Source organism: Streptomyces sp. Ncost-T10-10d, assembly GCF_900091955.1.
Lineage (GTDB): Bacteria > Actinomycetota > Actinomycetes > Streptomycetales > Streptomycetaceae > Streptomyces.
The window spans coordinates 1-17,109 of record NZ_FMDF01000144.1; the positions used below are offsets into that span (position 1 = coordinate 1).

At 68.4% G+C, this 17,109-nt stretch carries 15 protein-coding genes and 1 tRNA gene; 5 read left to right on the forward strand and 11 right to left on the reverse strand.

What is annotated here, in order from left to right; translation table 11 throughout:
* The 3 genes from GA0115254_RS24600 to GA0115254_RS24610 all read right to left on the reverse strand — a co-directional run.
* The coding region (locus GA0115254_RS24600) for a tetratricopeptide repeat protein (RefSeq protein WP_176740270.1) at positions 1 to 832 on the reverse strand (832 nt) is incomplete at its 3' end.
* A gap of 214 nt (positions 833 to 1,046) precedes the next feature.
* A tRNA-Met gene (locus GA0115254_RS24605) sits at positions 1,047 to 1,120 on the reverse strand.
* A gap of 52 nt (positions 1,121 to 1,172) precedes the next feature.
* Positions 1,173 to 4,103, reverse strand: coding sequence for a UPF0182 family membrane protein (locus GA0115254_RS24610; protein WP_093897459.1), 2,931 nt, complete (start codon positions 4,101 to 4,103; stop codon positions 1,173 to 1,175).
* Positions 4,104 to 4,240: 137 nt separating this feature from the next.
* Between GA0115254_RS24610 and GA0115254_RS24615 the strand changes: the two genes are divergently transcribed.
* The gene (locus tag GA0115254_RS24615) at positions 4,241 to 4,801 is read left to right on the forward strand and encodes a PPA1309 family protein (RefSeq protein WP_256102754.1); all 561 of its coding nucleotides are present in this window, start codon (positions 4,241 to 4,243) and stop codon (positions 4,799 to 4,801) included.
* A gap of 30 nt (positions 4,802 to 4,831) precedes the next feature.
* Here the strand turns inward: GA0115254_RS24615 and GA0115254_RS24620 are convergent, their stop codons facing one another.
* From GA0115254_RS24620 to GA0115254_RS24630, 4 genes are all read right to left on the reverse strand, one after another.
* Positions 4,832 to 5,920 carry a YlbL family protein gene (locus GA0115254_RS24620; RefSeq protein WP_093897461.1) on the reverse strand — a complete coding sequence of 363 codons (1,089 nt, stop codon included), beginning with the start codon at positions 5,918 to 5,920 and terminating at the stop codon, positions 4,832 to 4,834.
* A gap of 152 nt (positions 5,921 to 6,072) precedes the next feature.
* Entirely contained in the window at positions 6,073 to 6,243 is a 171-nt protein-coding gene (locus GA0115254_RS44675; RefSeq protein WP_176740271.1) for a hypothetical protein, read from the reverse strand.
* A gap of 128 nt (positions 6,244 to 6,371) precedes the next feature.
* Positions 6,372 to 6,833: a molybdenum cofactor biosynthesis protein MoaE gene (locus GA0115254_RS24625; RefSeq protein WP_093897530.1), complete on the reverse strand. Its 462-nt coding sequence runs from the start codon at positions 6,831 to 6,833 to the stop codon at positions 6,372 to 6,374.
* A gap of 100 nt (positions 6,834 to 6,933) precedes the next feature.
* A complete protein-coding gene (locus tag GA0115254_RS24630; RefSeq protein ID WP_093897462.1) occupies positions 6,934 to 8,076 on the reverse strand; it encodes an SDR family oxidoreductase in 1,143 nt (380 codons plus the stop codon).
* Positions 8,077 to 8,268: 192 nt separating this feature from the next.
* Here GA0115254_RS24630 and GA0115254_RS24635 point away from each other — a divergent pair, with 192 nt between their 5' ends.
* Complete coding sequence (locus GA0115254_RS24635; protein WP_093897463.1) at positions 8,269 to 9,711, forward strand: zinc-dependent metalloprotease; 1,443 nt, start codon at positions 8,269 to 8,271, stop codon at positions 9,709 to 9,711.
* Positions 9,708 to 10,256: an NUDIX hydrolase gene (locus GA0115254_RS24640; protein ID WP_093897464.1), complete on the forward strand. Its 549-nt coding sequence runs from the start codon at positions 9,708 to 9,710 to the stop codon at positions 10,254 to 10,256. The genes GA0115254_RS24635 and GA0115254_RS24640 overlap by 4 nt, the downstream gene beginning before the upstream one ends.
* Positions 10,257 to 10,336: 80 nt before the next feature.
* Here the strand turns inward: GA0115254_RS24640 and GA0115254_RS24645 are convergent, their stop codons facing one another.
* The 4 genes from GA0115254_RS24645 to GA0115254_RS24660 form a co-directional block, all read right to left on the reverse strand.
* Positions 10,337 to 11,092, reverse strand: coding sequence for an AIM24 family protein (locus GA0115254_RS24645; protein ID WP_093897465.1), 756 nt, complete (start codon positions 11,090 to 11,092; stop codon positions 10,337 to 10,339).
* Positions 11,093 to 11,111: 19 nt separating this feature from the next.
* Entirely contained in the window at positions 11,112 to 11,792 is a 681-nt protein-coding gene (locus GA0115254_RS24650) for an AIM24 family protein (protein WP_093897466.1), read from the reverse strand.
* A gap of 11 nt (positions 11,793 to 11,803) precedes the next feature.
* Positions 11,804 to 13,441 carry a TerD family protein gene (locus GA0115254_RS24655; protein ID WP_093897467.1) on the reverse strand — a complete coding sequence of 546 codons (1,638 nt, stop codon included), beginning with the start codon at positions 13,439 to 13,441 and terminating at the stop codon, positions 11,804 to 11,806.
* A gap of 107 nt (positions 13,442 to 13,548) precedes the next feature.
* A complete protein-coding gene (locus GA0115254_RS24660) occupies positions 13,549 to 14,172 on the reverse strand; it encodes a M48 metallopeptidase family protein (protein ID WP_093897468.1) in 624 nt (207 codons plus the stop codon).
* A 219-nt stretch (positions 14,173 to 14,391) separates the two neighbouring features.
* On the opposite strand from GA0115254_RS24660, the gene GA0115254_RS24665 reads away from it, so the two are divergent.
* Both GA0115254_RS24665 and GA0115254_RS24670 read left to right on the forward strand, forming a co-directional pair.
* The gene (locus tag GA0115254_RS24665) at positions 14,392 to 15,537 is read left to right on the forward strand and encodes a ThiF family adenylyltransferase (protein WP_093897469.1); all 1,146 of its coding nucleotides are present in this window, start codon (positions 14,392 to 14,394) and stop codon (positions 15,535 to 15,537) included.
* A gap of 41 nt (positions 15,538 to 15,578) precedes the next feature.
* Positions 15,579 to 16,973: an ABC1 kinase family protein gene (locus GA0115254_RS24670; protein WP_093897470.1), complete on the forward strand. Its 1,395-nt coding sequence runs from the start codon at positions 15,579 to 15,581 to the stop codon at positions 16,971 to 16,973.
* Positions 16,974 to 17,109: the final 136 nt, after the last annotated feature.

Here is a 17,109-nt window from a genome sequence, read left to right on the forward strand (position 1 = left end):
CGCCGGGTCCGGGGCCCAGGCCCGGGCGGCCGAAGGCGTCGTGCGGGTCGTCGGCGGTGTTGCGGTCCAGCATGCGCGCGAGGCGGTACGCAGCCTCCCGGTGCCCCTGCTCGGCGGCGGCGCGCAGCCAGCGCTCGGCACCGACGTCACTGCGGTGTTCCAGCAGGTCGGCGAGGGCGTATGCACCCAGGGCATGGCCCTGCTCGGCGGACTGCCGCAGCCAGTACTCGGCGCCGGGCTCGTCGCCCCGCTCGCGGTAGTGGCGGCCGAGGGCGTGTGCGGCGGCGGCGGAACCCGCGACGGCTGCAATACGCCACCAGCCGGCCGCATCGTCGGTGTATCCGCGCTGGTGGAGGAGGACGCCCAGGTTGTTGGCCGCGGCCCGGTCGCCGTCGGCGGTGGCCGCACGCAGGTAGGACTCGGCGCCGTCCAGATCGCCGCGGCGCAACAGCAAGGCACCGAGGACGCTCATCGACGTGGTGTCCCCGGCGTCGGCGGCGCGACGGTGGCGCGCCTCGCTCTCGGCGCTCTCCGGGCTCTCCCTGGTCTCGAGGCTCTCCGGGGTCTCGGGATTCTCTGCGGCCTCAACGGCCCCGGCGCTCCCCGTGCTCCCTGCACTCTCTGTGCTCTCGACGGTCGCGGCACACCCCACAGTCTCGGCGGTCTCGGTCGTCCCGATGGTCTCAGTGATGTCAGTGGCTTCAGTGGTCTCGCTGTTCTCCGCGGCGGCAACACCAAAAGCCGCATTCATCACGCTATCCGACCGATGAACGCGACGCTGTACAAACCGCCCTGTCTCCAACAGAGTTGCCCTGTCCCCCATAAATACCATCGTCGCACCACCTGCAACCCGCGTACACCTTGATATATCGCGGCCAGTAAGGTCACTTCAGCGTTTTGTCGACATGCCCACAGAGAGATAAGTCAAACACGTCCGGGCTCAACTCGTGCCCCGCGAACCGCACTTCACACCCACCGCACAAGAAAGTCGTCACGGCACGACGAAGGCCCGGATCCTCGAAAGGATCCGGGCCTTCGTCCATCAGTAGCGGGGACAGGATTTGAACCTGCGACCTCTGGGTTATGAGCCCAGCGAGCTACCGAGCTGCTCCACCCCGCGTCGTTGTGTTCAAACCGTACCACGACGCGGGGGTGAGCCTTTACCGAGTTACTCAGCCACCACTGCTGGCACCGGACGCTTTATCCGCGCTACCCGGATTGCCCGCATTATTCGCACTGCCCGACTTGGGCTGGGCGGCTGCCGCACGCTGCAACGCGTCCTGCAGATCTGCCTGAGCCTTGCCGTAGGCGCTCCAGTCCTGCTTCTTCAGGGCTGCCTCGCCTTCCGCGTAGGCCTTCTGCGCATCCGCGATCGCCTTCTTCAGCGCCGCGTCACCGGTGGCCGGTGGCTGCGTGGTGCCTGGTGGCCGGGTGGTCTCCGCAGGCGGCTCGGTGGTGCCGGAGCCCGTCACCCCGAAGACCGCGTTGAGCGCCTCCCCGAGGCTGTTCTCGAAGACGGTCTTCGACCCGTAAGAGGCGGCGACCTTGCGCAGCAGCGGATAGTTCTGTGTGCCACCGCGCGTATACACCGGCTCGATGTAGAGGAAGCCTCCTTCGAGCGGCACGGTCAGCAGGTTGCCGTACTCGATGTCGGAGTCGGTTCCCTTGAGGTTTCTCACGAACTCGGCGACATCGTCGTTGCCGTTGAGCTCACTCTGTACCTGACCGGGGCCCTTCACCGTGGTGGTGACTCTCAACAGCCTTATCGTGCCGTAGTCCTTGCTGGCCGCATCCGCGTCCACCGCCATGAACGCCCCGAGGTCGGGCCGTCCCTTCGGGGTGAACGTCGTCGTCAGCGAGAACTTCTGGGCCGTCTGGTCCGGCATCTTTATGCTCAGGTAGTACGGCGGGACGGCACCGGACTCCTTGTTGGTCGGGTCGTCCGGGACCTGCCAGGCGTCACTGCCGCTGTAGAACTGGGCGGGGTTGGTGACGTGGTAGCGGGTGAGCAGCTCGCGCTGCACCTTGAACAGGTCCTGCGGGTACCGCAGGTGCGCCATCAGGTCCTGCGGAATGTCGGCCCGCGGCTCCACCGTCCCCGGGAACGCCTTGCGCCAGGTCTTGAGGACCGGGTCCTCGGTGTCCCACTCGTAGAGCTTGACCTTGCCGTCGTACGCGTCGACGGTGGCCTTCACCGAGTTGCGGATGTAGTTGACCTGGTTCTGCTGGGCGACGACCGCACGTTGGTTGGTGGTCAGCGAGTCGGCCGTGGTGTCACCGAGCGTCGTACGGGAGGCGTACGGGTACCCGTTGGTGGTGGTGTACGCGTCGACGACCCACTGGATGCGGCCGTTCACCACGGCCGGGTAGGCGTCGCCGTCGATGGTCAGCCACGGGGCGACCGCCTCGACGCGCTCCTTGGGCGTGCGGTTGTAGAGAATTCGCGAGCCCTCGCCGATGGCCCCCGAGTAGAGGATCTGCGGCTCGCTGAACGCCACGGCGTACGCGGCACGGTTGAAGGCGTTGGAGAGACTGACCCCGCTGTTGCCCTGGTAGCTGGTCGTCTTCTCGCCGTCCTCCTCGTAGTCGAGCTCCTTCTGGGGCCCGCCGACGATGGAGTACTGCTCGGTCTTCTCGCCGTAGTAGATCTGCTGCTCGTACTTGCCGAGCTCACCCGTCGTCGGCAGACCGGACTCGGTGAAGTCCGGGGAACCCTTCGGGTTCTTGCCGGTCGTCGTGCCCCGGGCCGCGATGGCGCCGTAGCCGTGGGTGTAGGTGAAGTGGTCGTTGATCCAGTTGCGCTTGGGGATGCCGTCGAGGTTGAGCTCACGCAGACCGATGACCGTGTCCTGGTCCTTGCCGGCGGCATCCTTGTAGCGGTCCACGTCCAGGGTCTTGGGGAACTGGTAGTAGTTCCTCTTCTGCTGGAGCTGCTGGAAGGCCGGGGAGACGACGTTGGGGTCCATCACCCGGTAACTGGCCGCATCGTCCGCGCCGGCGCGCAGCTTGGCGTCGTCGTTCATCGTGCTCTTGCCCGAGTAGTCGTGGACCTGAGCGTTGTCGATGTCGTACGCGTCACGTGTCGCTTCGATGTTCTTCCGGATGAACGGCGCTTCCTTGGCCTGCTCGTTCGGCTGGACCTGGAACTTCTGCACGATCGCCGGGTACAGCCCGCCGATCAGGATCGCCGAGAGCACCATCAGACCGAAGCCGATCATCGGGAGCTGCCAGGTGCGGCGCCAGAGTGTGGCGAAGAAGAGCACGGCGCAGATCGCGGCGATGCAGAACAGGATGGTCTTCGCCGGAAGGTAGGCGTTGGCGTCGACGTACCGCAGGCCCGTCCAGTTGTCCGTGGCCTTGAAGTCGCTGGACTTCACGGCCAGGCCGTACCGGTCGAGCCAGTACGCCACGGCCTTCAGCGAGACGAAGACACCGAGCAGCACCGACAGATGGCCTGTGGCCGCGCCGGTCGCCCGCGCGCCGGGGCTGGTGATGCGGAGACCGCCGTACAGATAGTGGGTCAGCGCAGCGGCGATCAGCGAGAGCACTGTGGCCGCGAAGCCGAAGCCCAGCAGGAAGCGGTACCAGGGCAGGTCGAAGGCGTAGAAGGACACATCCAGATGGAACTGGGGGTCCTTCTGGTTGAACGCCACGCCGTTCACATACATCAGCCAGGTGCGCCACTGACCGGAGGCGGATGCTCCGGCGATCAGTCCGACGAGCGCGGTGATCGCGAGCAGCACCCACTTCTTGTACGGGGCGAGGCTCATCCGGTAGCGGTCCAGGCTCTGCTGTTCCAGCGACATCGCGCTCAGCGGCGGCCGGAGCCGGTGCGCGAGCCAGATGTTCAGGCCGACGGCGATCGCCATCAGCAGTCCGAAGACGAGGAACAGCCCGATCTTGGTCCACAGGGTGGTGGTGAAGACGGACGAATACGCGACCGACCGGTACCAGAGCCAGTCCGTCCAGAACCCGGCGAACATGACGAACGCCATGGCGAGAATCGCCAGGACGCCCAGTGTCATGAGCAGGGTACGGGCGCGCCGGGACGGGCGGCCGACTCTGATCCGTGGCCCGGTCGGGCCTCCGCCGCGGTCCGGCATCTGGAAAGCCAACGTGCGCACCTCGAAGTTCGCGGGTCGTGTGAAGCGGGCCCAGCGATCGTAGAGCCCACCTATGCAACTTACTGAGGCTTTACCTAGTTCCCGTTCCCGGGGCAGAAGGAGGCAGGATATTGACCATGCCCAACGTTTCCCCCTCAGGCCCCCCGATGGCCGCGAGCCCCCTCACCGTCGCCGTGCTCGAAATCGACGAGTACATCTCCGGCCTCGGCTGGGACCAGCCGGCCCGGCTCTTCGCTCTCGTCGACACCGCTCGGCTGCGGACCCAGGAGCCGGGCCTCGCCGCCCAGCTCGGTCTCGACAGCTCCGACTCCCCGACCGCCTCACTCACCCCCATCGAGCAGGAGGAGCTTCCGCCGGGCACCGCCCTGGACGAGTTCCTCGCCACGATCGCCTGGCCCGACGCGGTGATCGGATGCGCGATGACAGTGGAGCGGCTGATGCTGCCGCCGTCCGCCGAGGCCTCGGTGCCGGAGGGGCTCAGCGATGCCCAGCTGACCAAGTGGGTCGCCAAGCACCCGGAGCGCCAGGAGGTGCGGATGACCGTGGCCGTCCTTCGGGACGGTACGCGCGAGTCGGCCGTACGGCTCCGCGAGAAGGACTCCCCGAGCGAGGTGCGGACCGGCGCCGGCCTGGTGCCCGGGCTGGCCGACGCCCTGGCCGCGACCTTCGAGGCCTGACCCCGCCGCGTCCCCGCCGAGGGGGCGCGGTCAACCGGCCGAGCAGCTCGGCAGGTCGGCCGTGTCCCCCGCCCGGATCTTCTCCAGCGACTTCTTCGCGTCGTCGATCGTCTTCACCTTCACCAGCGTGAGTCCGCTCGGGGTGTCCGAGGCTGCGGCCTTGCAGTTGTCGTTCGGCGTCAGGAAGTACCGGGCGCCCGCGTCGCGCGCGCCGACCAGCTTCATGTTGATGCCGCCGATCGGGCCGACCTTGCCCTTGTCGTCGATCGTGCCGGTGCCCGCGATGAACTTGCCGCCGGTGAGCTCGGTGGGCGTCAGCTTGTCGATGATGCCCAGGGAGAACATCAGACCTGCGCTCGGGCCGCCGACATCGGCGAGCTTGATGTCGATCCGGAACGGGAACGTGTGGTCCGTCCCGGCCTGGATGCCGACGATCGCTCGGTTCTCCTTGGGGGCCTTCACGGTGGTGATGACGATCTTCCGGCTGCCCTCGGGCTCCTTGCCGGCCTTCTCGGCCGCCTGCGCCGTCTTCGCCGGGATGATCGTGAACGTGACGTCCTCGCCGGGCTTGTGGCGGGTGACGAGCTTCGCGACGTCCTCGGGCTGCTTCACCGCGCTGCCGTCGACCTGCTTGATCACATCACCGGCGTGCAGCTTGCCCTGTGCGGGGCTGCCCTTGACGACCGTGGAGACCACGACGCGCGACGACACCGGGATACCCAGCTCGGTCAGGGCGGCAACCTTGGCGCTCTCCTGCGACTGGCTGAACTCCTCGGCGTTCTCCTGCGTCGACTGCTGTTCGGTCTTGCCGCCGGGGTAGAGCGTGTCGTGCGGCACGACCACGCTGTCGTGGGCCAGCCAGCCGTAGACGGCCTCGACGAGGTTCATGTTGTAGTCGGCGCCGGTGACCCTGACCGTCGTCATATTGAGGTTGCCGGACGTCGGGTACGTCTTGTGTCCGGAAATCTGGAGGACGGGTTCGCCTTCGACCTTGCCGAGGGTGTTCACGGTCGGGCCCGGGGACATCTCCGAATACGGCACGGGAATCAGCACGCCTGCGCAGAGCAGCGCGATGAGGATCAGCGTGGAGGCGAGCATCGTCGCGGTGCGGCGTGGCATGGAACGACAGTACGGGAAGGGTCTGTCAGTGCACCGTCGGGGCCGGTCCGGACGGGGCGTGGAGCAGGGCGCGGCGCTGTGCCGGAGCGCGTCGGCAGCAGGCACCGCTGTGCGGATTGGCGACTGCGTACGTTCGACGGAGGAACGGAGGATCAGACAACCTCGGAACCGGAGTGCGATTTCTCCATCGCTTCACGGAACCGGGCGTATCCGGCGAGTTCTGAGACATCACCGGCCGTGCGATTACGGGTGACCCAGCTTCCCCATATCGCAGCGCCGAGTGCAGCGAAAAGCGGAATCAGCAACCAAGCGAGTGCTGCCATTACGACCTCCCTACCCCATGAGCGACCGCAACTGACCGATCAGCAGATTAACCATCTGCAGGACCAACGTTCACGGCAGGGGTGCAGTTACGCAAATCGGGGCGGCCGACCACCCGATCGGCTTGCGCTCAGCAGGTGCCTACCCACTCCTCGGTACCGTCCGAAAAGCGCTGGTGCTTCCAGATCGGAACCTCGTGCTTGAGGTCGTCGATCAACTTGCGGCACGCCTCGAACGCCTCGGCGCGGTGGGGGCAGGAGACGGCGACGACCACAGCGAGGTCGCCCACTCGGAGGTCGCCCACCCGGTGGACGGCGGCCAGCGCCCGGACCGGGAATTCCGCGACGACCTTCTCGGCCACCCGGCGCAATTCGTCCTGAGCCGAAGGATGGCAGGAGTACCCGAGTGCACCGACGTCCTGGCCGCCGTCGTGATTGCGCACCGTACCGACGAAGAGCGCCGTGCCGCCCGCGGCGTCATCCCCGACCGCCCGGAAGATCTCGTCGACCGACAACGGCGTGTCGCGAATCGCCAGCAGCCGGATGGGGTCGCTTGCCGCCTGCTCGCCGGGGTGGTCGTGGGTGGAAGCCATGAGGCCCATGGTGCCGTACCGCACCGGCATCCTGGAATAGCGTTTTCCACCGGCGGACGGCCCCTGACCTTGGAGCCTTCTACGGACGGACCGCAGCGGCCTAGATCCGGCGGCGGGCCTTGCGGGCGCGGCGGACCAGTGCGGCGGTGCCGAGCAGCGCCACGGTCGCACCGGCGGCACCTGCCGCGGTGGCGTCCTTGCGGCCGAGTCGGCGCCCGGCGACTGTGTGCCGGCCCTCGACCTCTTCGAGGAGCGCGGCGAGCACCTCCTCGTTGGTCCAGCTCGGGCGCCAGCCCGCGTCGTGCAGCCGGCTCACACTGACCACCCAGGGGTGCATCGTGTACGCCAGATCGCCCGCCGGGGACGGGGTGAGGCCGATCCGGTGCAGCCTGGCGGCGGCGCCGAGTGCCACGGCGGAGGGCAGTTCCATCCGGCGGACGCCGCTGAGCTCCTCGACCTCCTCCTGTTCGAGCCAGCCGTCGCAGCCGACCGCGAACTCGCCGTCGATCTTCTCCAGCGCGGCGTACTCCAGGGCCGTGACCAGGTCGTCGACGTGGCAGAACTGCCAGGCGGGGCGCGATCCGGCGACGACCAGGAGGCGCGGCGACTCGAAGTAGCGGGTCAGCGCGGTGTCCGTACCGCCGACCAGGACGGTGGGGCGGACCACGGTGACATTGAGGCCGGGGTGGGCGCGGGGGGCGCGACGCCCGAGCCGTTCGATCTCCAGAAGGTCGCCGACGCCGGTGGCCTCCGCCGTGGCCCGCAGTTCGGCGTCCTCGGCGAGAGGGATGTCATTGTCGGGCAGCGCCCCGTAGACCATCGCCGAGGTACACAGCACGACCCGGTGGACCCCGACCGCCGCGGCGGCCGTCAGCACCGTCTGAGTGCCGCGCACGTTGTAGGCGGTGCGGGCGGCGGGGTCGGTCTCCAGGTCGAGATCGAGTGCCAGATGCACGACGACATCTGCACCGCGCAGCTTCTCCGCGATGGCGGGATCCCGTACGTCGAGAATGTGCCAGGTCGCCTCGGAGACTCCTCCTCGGCGTTCGTCGATGGCGATGACCTGCTTGATCTCCTCGGACGCCGCGAGGCGTGCGGTGAGCAGCTCACCGACGCCCCCCGCGGCCCCGGTGACCGCGACGACGGGGCCACGGTTCCTGGAGCGGCTCTTTACGGGCTTGTTCTCGGTCGAGGGGTCGGACAGGTTTCGCGCTGCGCGAACCTGAGGATCTGGGGAACTCACCGGGCGTCTCCAGCGGTTGTCTTCAGTACGTACCCGAATGACGCGTACGTACCAGGTGGCGTCCATCCTGCCGCAGGCCGGGAGCCGGCGGAGCACTGAGGCCCCAAGCGGACTTTTGGTGTCTACGCTGGATGGTGATGTCGGGCAGTCGCCGTCGGTTCGAGCCGGCGGCCCTACGAGCCGAGGAAACCCGTGAGTGACACCCCATTCGGATTCGGCCTTCCGCCGGAGGAGCCGGAGAACGGCGACGAGGGCAAGAAGAAGGACCCCACCGGAGGTGGGCAGGGTTCCGGCGGGCCGGCGAACCCGTTCGGCTTCGGGCCCGGCGCGGGCGGGGACAACCCGTTCGCGGCGATGTTCGGCACGATGAACCCCAACGACCTGGGTGCGGCCTTCCAGCAGCTCGGCCAGATGCTGAGCTACGAGGGCGGTCCCGTGAACTGGGACATGGCCAAGCAGATCGCCCGCCAGACGGTCTCGCAGGGCACACCGGACGGCAGCAAGGACGCGAGCGTCGGCCAGTCCGAGCGGTCCGCGGTCGACGAGGCGCTGCGGCTTGCCGACCTCTGGCTGGACGGCGTGACGTCGCTGCCCTCCGGTTCGGTCTCCACCGTGGCGTGGAGCCGTGCGGAGTGGGTCGAGGCGTCCCTCCCCGCCTGGCAGAAGCTGGTCGACCCGGTGGCCGAGCGCGTCGGTCTGGCCATGGGCGATGTGCTGCCCGAGGAGATGCAGGCGATGGCGGGCCCGCTGATCGGCATGATGCGGTCCATGGGCGGCGCGATGTTCGGCCAGCAGATCGGGCAGGCCGTCGGTGTGCTGGCGGGCGAGGTGGTCGGTTCGACCGACATCGGGCTGCCGCTGGGCCCGGCGGGCAAGGCCGCGCTCCTTCCGCTGAATGTGGAGAGGTTCGGCAAGGACCTCAGCGTGCCGCAGGAAGAGGTACGGCTGTATCTGGCCCTGCGCGAGGCCGCCCACCAGCGGCTTTTCGCCCATGTTCCGTGGCTGCGCTCGCATCTGTTCGGCGCCGTCGAGGGGTACGCGCGCGGCATCAAGGTCGACACCAGCAAGCTGGAGGATGTGGTCGGTCAGTTCGACCCGTCGCACCCGGAACAGCTGCAGGACGCCCTTCAGCAGGGCATGTTCCAGCCGGAGGACACTCCGGAGCAGAAGGCCGCTCTGGCCAGGCTGGAGACGGCGCTCGCACTGGTCGAGGGTTGGGTGGACGCGGTGGTGCACGAGGCGGCGAAGTCCCGTCTGACCTCGGCGGACGCACTGCGCGAGACCATGCGCAGGCGCCGCGCCTCCGGCGGGCCGGCCGAGCAGACGTTCGCCACGCTCATCGGCCTTCAGCTGCGTCCGCGGCGGCTGCGTGATGCTTCTCGCCTGTGGGCGTCGCTCACGGACGCCCGCGGTCTCGATGGGCGCGACGCCCTGTGGGAGCACCCCGACATGCTGCCGACCGCCCAGGACCTGGACGATCCGGACGGCTTTGTGCACCACGAGCAGCTGGACTTCTCCGAGCTGGACAAGATGCTTGGAGAGGCCGCGAAGGGTCCGCAGAAGCCCGAGGGCGACGCGGGCTCCGGGGGAGCCGACGACCGGAAGAGCGACGGCAAGGGCGAAACCGACCAGTGAGCCTGTACGACGACGCCCTTCTCGTACTGAAGGGGTACGAGAACCCGGTTGACGCGGCCCAGGAGCAATTGCGTCAGGTCTATCTTGACCATCTGGCCCGTCGTCCCGACGGCATGTGGAAGGCCTGCGAAGCCGGACATCTGACAGCCAGCGCACTGGTGATCGATCCGGAGCGCGGCCGAGTCCTGCTCACCCTGCACCGCAAGCTGCAGATGTGGCTGCAGATGGGCGGCCACTGCGAACCGCAGGACACCACGCTGGCCGCCGCGGCGCTGCGTGAGGCCACCGAAGAGTCCGGCATCAGCGGCCTGACTCTGCTCGGGGGCGGACCGGTGACGCTCGACCGCCACCGGATCCCCGCACCCTGTCACTGGCATCTGGACGTGCAGTACGCGGCGCTGGCACCGTCGGGCGCGACGGAACAGATCAGCGACGAATCGCTGGACCTGCGCTGGTTCCCGTACGACGAGGTCGCGTCAGTGGCCGATACGTCGGTCGTACGGCTGATGACGCGCGTCCGCGCAGCGTGGGAGCAGCGCCGGTAGGGGCGGCATACATCACGGGTGAGGGGCGGTCTCCAGGGAGACCGCCCCTCACCGTGTTGTCCGTGCCGGTGCGCTGCGGCTCAGTTCCAGGAGTTGTTCTGGTTCTGGCCGTGGGCGCCGTGCTGGCCCATTCCGTACTGGGCCCGGATGCCCTGGCCGATCTCGTGGTTCTGCGGGGGCAGCACCTCGCTCGGCTGGACCAGGGCGAAGCCCTGGCCGAGGAAGCTGAGTTCCCAGCCCTCGCCGGTGTTGCCACTCCGCCGCCAGACGCCCGAGGAGTGCGTCTGGGCCTGCATCTGCACGCGCAGCGAGCTGGACCAGGCGACGATCGCGTCGGCATCGGCGTTGACGTACTTGTCCGGCGTGACCTGCATCATCAGCGGCTGGCCCGAGGTCATCAGAGCGACCTTGCCGGTGCCGGAGATGTTGAGCTGGTACTTGCCGGTGCCCGAAATGCCGTACTGACTGTCCACCGCGATGACCTCGGTGTGCAGCGAGGAGTCGAGCGCCAGGACGTAGGCGCTGTCCACCGTCATGCCGTCGTGGTCGACGTCCACGACATGGATGTACTGCGCGAGGTTGGCGAGGTAGACGGTGCCCTGCCCGGAGCAGCGCATCAGGTCGAGGCCCTCACCGGTGCTCGCGCGGGCGCGGCGCTGCCCGTGCGACTGGTACTCGCCGTCGAACTCCATCAGTCCCTGATAGGCGACCATGGCACCCTTGCGGGCGAGGACGTCGTCCTGGCCGGTCAGCGAGACCCGCAGGAGCTGCGGGTTCTGGACGGCGTACCTGTCCTGGGACTGCTGTTCCGTGTAGCTGAAAAGCGGACTCTGCATGGTGTGTACTCCCTCCCCCTCAGTTCCGGACCCGCAGGCGGTCGGTACTGTCCTCACTCGGCTGTACGACGACGATGCCCTGGCCGGAGAAAGCCATCTGGTACGCCTCGCCACTGCCCCGCCCGATGAGCGAGGATGCCTTGAAGCTGCGCTTGCCCTTCACCTTGAGGTTCGGGGACCACGCCACGAGGGCGTCCGGGTCGACATAGGTCTCGTCCTCGCCGCGCCCGCAGTCGACGACGATCGGTGTGCCGCGCGAGGTGATGGCGACCCAGCCGGTGCCCGAGATGCAGACGTTCCACAGACCTTGGCCGGCGATCTTGGCGAGGCCCTTGACCCGCTCCACCCCCCAGGTGAGATGGCCGTCGAAGGCGAGGACGTTGGTGCCGTTGACCGAGAGGGAGTCGTTGTTGAGGTTGATGACGACCACATCGGCGCCGTAGTCGGCGAGGTAGAGCAGTCCGTCGCCGGAGCACTTCATGATCGGTGCGCCCTCGCCGGTGATCCACTGGGAGGCGATCTGACGGACGGCGGGCGGGTTGGGTTCGTACTGGATGAAGCCCTCGTACGCGACCATCGAGCCGGTACGTGCATAGAGGTCCTGGCCGGTGGCCATGGCGACCTTGAGCATCGTGCGGCCGTGGTTCTCCATACGGGCCGTGACGGGGGTCGGGGCGTAGCCCGCGAGTTGCTGGTTCATGACGGGCTCCCTCAGACCTCGTAGGGCTGGACGACGATGAAGTTTCCGGGGGCGCCCCGGAACTGAAGGTTCACGGTCTCTCCGCTGTGTCCCGGGTACGCGTTGCGGCGCAGCCGGACCTGGCTGGAGATGATCACCTGGGACGCGGACGACCAGGCCACGACGGCATTGCAGTCGGCGAAGGTGGTCGGGGTGACGGGCAGGACGACGGGGACGCCATGGGTCTTGACGACAACCGTTCCGGTGCCCTGGAACTGCATGGTGAACAGGGCGCCGCCGGGGATGCCGTGGCCCTCGATCCTGCGGACCTCGTGCTGCAGCGACTCATCGAAGGCGAGGACGTTCTCCGCCGAGACGCAGATGCCGTCGCCCTGCAGCTCGATGGCGTGCAGATGGGAGCCGTCCTCGGCGAGGAAGACCTGTCCGCGACCGGTGCAGCGCATCAGTTGCATTTCCTGGCCGGTGGAATTGCCGACGATGCGGCCCGCGAAACCGGCGCCCTTGTAGCTGAAGTCGACCTTGCCCTGGTACATCACCATGCTGCCCTGGCGGGCGAGCACGGGCGTACCGCCCATGGTGAGGTCGACCCGCATGAGCTGCTGATTCTGCGGAGTCCAACGCTGCCCGGTGGCCGTCTCCTTGTACGGCTGGAGCGCGGCCTGAAGACCGGCCCCGGCCTGCGGCACGCCTTGTGGTACACCCTGGGGCATACCGGGCGGCTGCATTCCGGGAGGCTGCTGGCCGTAGGGAGCAGGAGCCTGCTGGCCGTACGCAGCGGGGGGCTGCTGCCCGTACGGGGCGGCGGGCTGCTGGCCGGGGATCTGCCCGAACTGTGGCTGCTGGGGCGGCTGTCCCGGCTGCCCGTACGGAGCCGGGGCGGGGGTGGGGGGCGGCACCGTGCCACCGAACGGTGCCATCGGGGCTGCCATCGTCGGCGCGGTATGCATCTGCTGCTGCGGCGTGGCGGCCGGGGCGCCGAAGGACGGGGCCGGCTGCGGGGCTTGGGGTGCCTGCGGCGTGGCCGGGGCACCGAAGGACGGGGCGGGCGCCGGTGCGGCTGCCTGGGCCGGCGGGGCGAACGACGGGGCGGCCGCCTGCGGCTGAGGTGCGGCGGGCTCCTCCTCGGCGACCTCACCGCCGAAGTTCTTCAGCAGCGCGTCGAGGCCACCGTCGAAGCCCTGGCCGACGGCGGCGAACCGCCAGACGTCCTTCAGGTAGAAGTCGCCCAGCATCACTGCACGCTCGGTGGTGAACTCCGAACTGGTGAAGGCATACCTGACGACTTCTTCGCCACCCGCGACGATCCGGATGTACCCGGGACCGACCTGGGACATCTGCCCGGCGCCGTCGACCGTCGCCGTGAACGACAGCTTGTGGATGTTCGCCGGAATGCGGTCCAGGGTGACGCGGAACGACTCGGTGTCACCGGCCTGGGCTCCGAGGAGCTGAATGGACTCCTCGGGCGATTTAGGCTGATTGAAGAAGATGAAATACCGGTCGTCGGAGAGCTGCTCATTGGCATCGAGGCCGAAGCAGCTGATGTCAAAGGTCAGTCCCGGGCCGGCGATCTGCACACCTACGTACAGGTCCGTCCCCGGCGTGAGATCGCTGATCTTGGCCTTGTGGCCGCGCTGGAATTCCCTGGCCATGCGTAACGACCGTCCCCCATCCCGAATGTGAATGCGTCGCGCCAGGCTAACCGCAAACTCCGGCATTGAGCTAAGTCGGTACACACCCGGTACAGAATCGCCGGACGTCACTCGCCGCGCGCAGCAGGCAGGTGCGGCAACCGGTCGGCCGCCACCACCCCTTCGAGGTAACCGCGAGCCCGCTCGGTCCGCGGGTACGCCTCCAGCAGCCGCCAGAATCGCGGACCATGACCGGGGACCAGCAGATGCGCGAGCTCATGGACGAGCACGTAGTCGACAACGTACTCGGGCATGCCCTGCAATCGGTGCGACAGTCGGATGCTGCCCTCCGCCGGGGTGCAGGAACCCCATCGGGTGTTCTGATTGGTCACCCACCGCACCGACGCGGGCCTGGCCCTGCCCTGAAAATACTGGGCGGACAACCGTTCGGCCCGCTCGGCGAGTTCGCTGTCGCCGAGGATGCGTTTGCTCTCCTGGGCCGCGAGTTTGTCAAGCATCACGCTCACCCAGCGCTGCTCCTCGGCCTTCGACATCCGGGCCGGGATGAGCACGATGGTGCGGTCTCCCTCCCGGTACGCGGAGACCGTTCTGCTGCGGCGATTGCTCCTGCGGACCTCGACCGCGCTCGTTGCCGAGGCGCGGGGCGGACGGTCCGCCGCGCTGCGCTGATGGGTTCCGGCGCTGCGCGCGGGGGTCTCCCCGGCGAATCCGGGTGACGGGTCGGCGGGCACGCCATGACGTTACCCGGTGTCAGTGGGGGAAGTCCCGCCTCCGGACGGTTCGCGCTTGATCCGCTCCACGGCATGCACCATTTGAACGACTAATACCCCATGCCTGTGGACAACTTTCTGCACACTTCGACGTCGGCCTGCATTCTGACAACGGGTCTCGCGGAGATCCGGGCCACAGCCCACGCACAGAGACCATGGAACACAAACCGGGGGAACGCCATGTATCCGATGTTGAAGCCCGCACTGCGCCGTGCATGGCGGGGCCGGGGCACCGTGCAATTCGGGGTGACCCCCGCTCATGCGGTGAAGCTCAGTCCGATGGATATCGCAACGGGCTGTTTTCTGGAACTGCTCGACGGAACGCGCGGTCTGCCGCTGCTGCGCGAGGAGGCCCGTGCGTTGGATCTGTCGGACCTTCAAGTGGACACATTGGTGAGCCGATTGACGGATGCGGGCCTGATCGACGATGTGCGGGCCGTCGGCCCGGAGACCGATGCGTTACGCAACCGGCCCGGCGCCCTGGAGCGGCACCGTCCCGATCTGGCGTCGCTCTCCGTCGTCCATCCCGAGCCGGGCGGCGGGATGCGGCGGCTGGCGGCCCGCCGGGCGATGCGGGTCCAGGTGCGGGGTGCCGGCCGGGTCGGTGCCGCGATCGCGGCGGTGCTGTCCGGATCCGGGGTGGGCCGGGTGGAGGTTCTGGACGGCGGGCGCACCGAGCCGTGGGACGTCTCACCCGGCGGACTTCCACCGGCAGCTGTCGGGGAGCGCAGGGACACCGCCGCCCGGCAGTTGGTGCGCAGGTCCGCTGCAGGTTCGGCTCCCCGGGCATCGGAGACGACGGGTTCCTCGGCGGGTGGTGAGCCGGGACTGTCACTGATCGTGGTCGCCCCTCGCGACGGCCTAGGGGTGTACGCCCCCGACCCGCGTCCGGCCGAACCGTGGATCGCTTCGGGGACTCCCCATCTCTATGCCGGAGTGATGGAGGCGACGGGGGTGGTCGGTCCCCTGGTCCTGCCCGGGGGTACGGCGTGCGCGGGGTGTCTGGCGCTGGAACGTGCGGACCGGGATGAGCAGTGGCCCAGGATGCTGTCTCAGTGGCAGTCCGGGCGGCGTACCGCCGTGCAGGCCTGTGACCTGGGGCTGGCGACTGCGGTGGCCGGTCTGGCGGCCGCCCACGCACTGTCTTTTCTGGACGGGGATCTGCCCGCCAGTACGGGGACCCGCTGGGAGGCCGCGCTGCCGCTGTTGGACTGGCGGTCCGAGCGGATCGGGGCGCACCTCGGCTGTTCCTGCGGAGCGGCTGGGCACACTGAGGGGGAGCGCGTCTCCGGGGTCGAAGCGGCGCACGACACAATGGCCGGGTAACCGCCGCACGCGGTACGGCAGTCTGGGATTTGGAGGGGCTCATGTCTGATCTTCCCCGGAAAGCGGTCACCCGTACCGCCAAGTTGGCCGCCCTGCCACTGGGCTTCGCCGGTCGCGCCACGTGGGGTCTGGGCAAGCGGATCGGCGGGAAGTCGGCGGAGTTGGTCGCCCGGGAGGTGCAGCAGCGCACCGCGGATCAGCTCTTCAAGGTTCTGGGCGAGTTGAAGGGCGGGGCGATGAAGCTGGGGCAGGCCCTGTCCGTCTTCGAGTCGGCGCTGCCCGAGGAGGTCGCCGGACCGTACAGGGCGGCGCTCACCAAACTGCAGGAAGCCGCACCTCCCATGCCCAGCGGCACCGTGCACGCGGTACTGGAGGAGCGGCTCGGCGCGGACTGGCAGGAGCTGTTCCTCGAATTCGAGGACAAGCCATCGGCCGCCGCATCGATCGGTCAGGTGCACCGGGCGGTGTGGCACGACGGGCGGGAAGTCGCGGTGAAGGTGCAGTATCCGGGCGCCGGAGAGGCGCTGCTCTCGGATCTGACCCAACTCAGCAGGTTCGCTCGGCTGCTCGGTCCGTTGATCCCCGGAATGGACATCAAGCCGCTCATCACAGAGCTGCGTAACCGGGTCTCGGAGGAGCTCGACTACGAGCAGGAAGCACGATCGCAGCGGGCACACGCCGAGGAGTTCGCGGCCGACCCGGATGTGGTGATCCCCGGTGTGGTGCATCAGTCCGACCAGGTGCTGGTGACGGAGTGGGTGGACGGTGTTCCGCTGGCCGATGTGATCGCGGAGGGCACACCGGAGCAGCGGGACCGGGCCGGCCAGTTGTTGGCGCGCATTCTCTTCTCGGGCCCCGCGCGCACCGGGCTGCTGCACGCGGACCCCCATCCGGGCAACTTCCGGCTGCTGCCCCCGGAGGACGATGCCGATGAGGCCGGGCAATGGCGGCTCGGAGTGCTGGACTTCGGCACGGTTGACCGGCTGCCGGGCGGTCTGCCGCGGCCGATCGGGGACTCCTTGCGGCTGACGCTGTCGGGTGATGCGGATGCGGTGTACGAACTGTTGCGCGAGGAGGGGTTCGTCAAGGACTCGATCGACCTCGACCCGGTTGCGGTGCTCGACTATCTTCTCCCGATCATCGAGCCGGCGCAGGTGGAGGAGTTCACCTTCACCCGGAGCTGGATGCGCAATCAGGCGGCCCGGATTGCGGATCCCCGCTCCCCCGCTCATCAGCTCGGCAAGCAGCTGAATCTGCCGCCCGCCTATCTGCTGATACACCGGGTGACGCTGAGCACGATCGGGGTGCTGTGCCAGCTGGGTGCGGCGGTACGGCTGCGTGACGAGCTGGAGTCCTGGGTGCCGGGCTTCCTGATGGAGAATGAGCAGGAGTCCGTGGTAGAGGAGTTGGCGGGCGACGCGCCCGCCGGTGCCTAGCGGAAGACTTCGAGCCCCCGGACCGGGCTCGGGTTGCGCTCACGCCCCGGAGCGTCGCGCCCCGAGCCGTCACGCCTCGGACGATCAGGCCCGGGCGGCCACCACCGAGGGCGTCACCACCAGGCAGAGTCGAGGC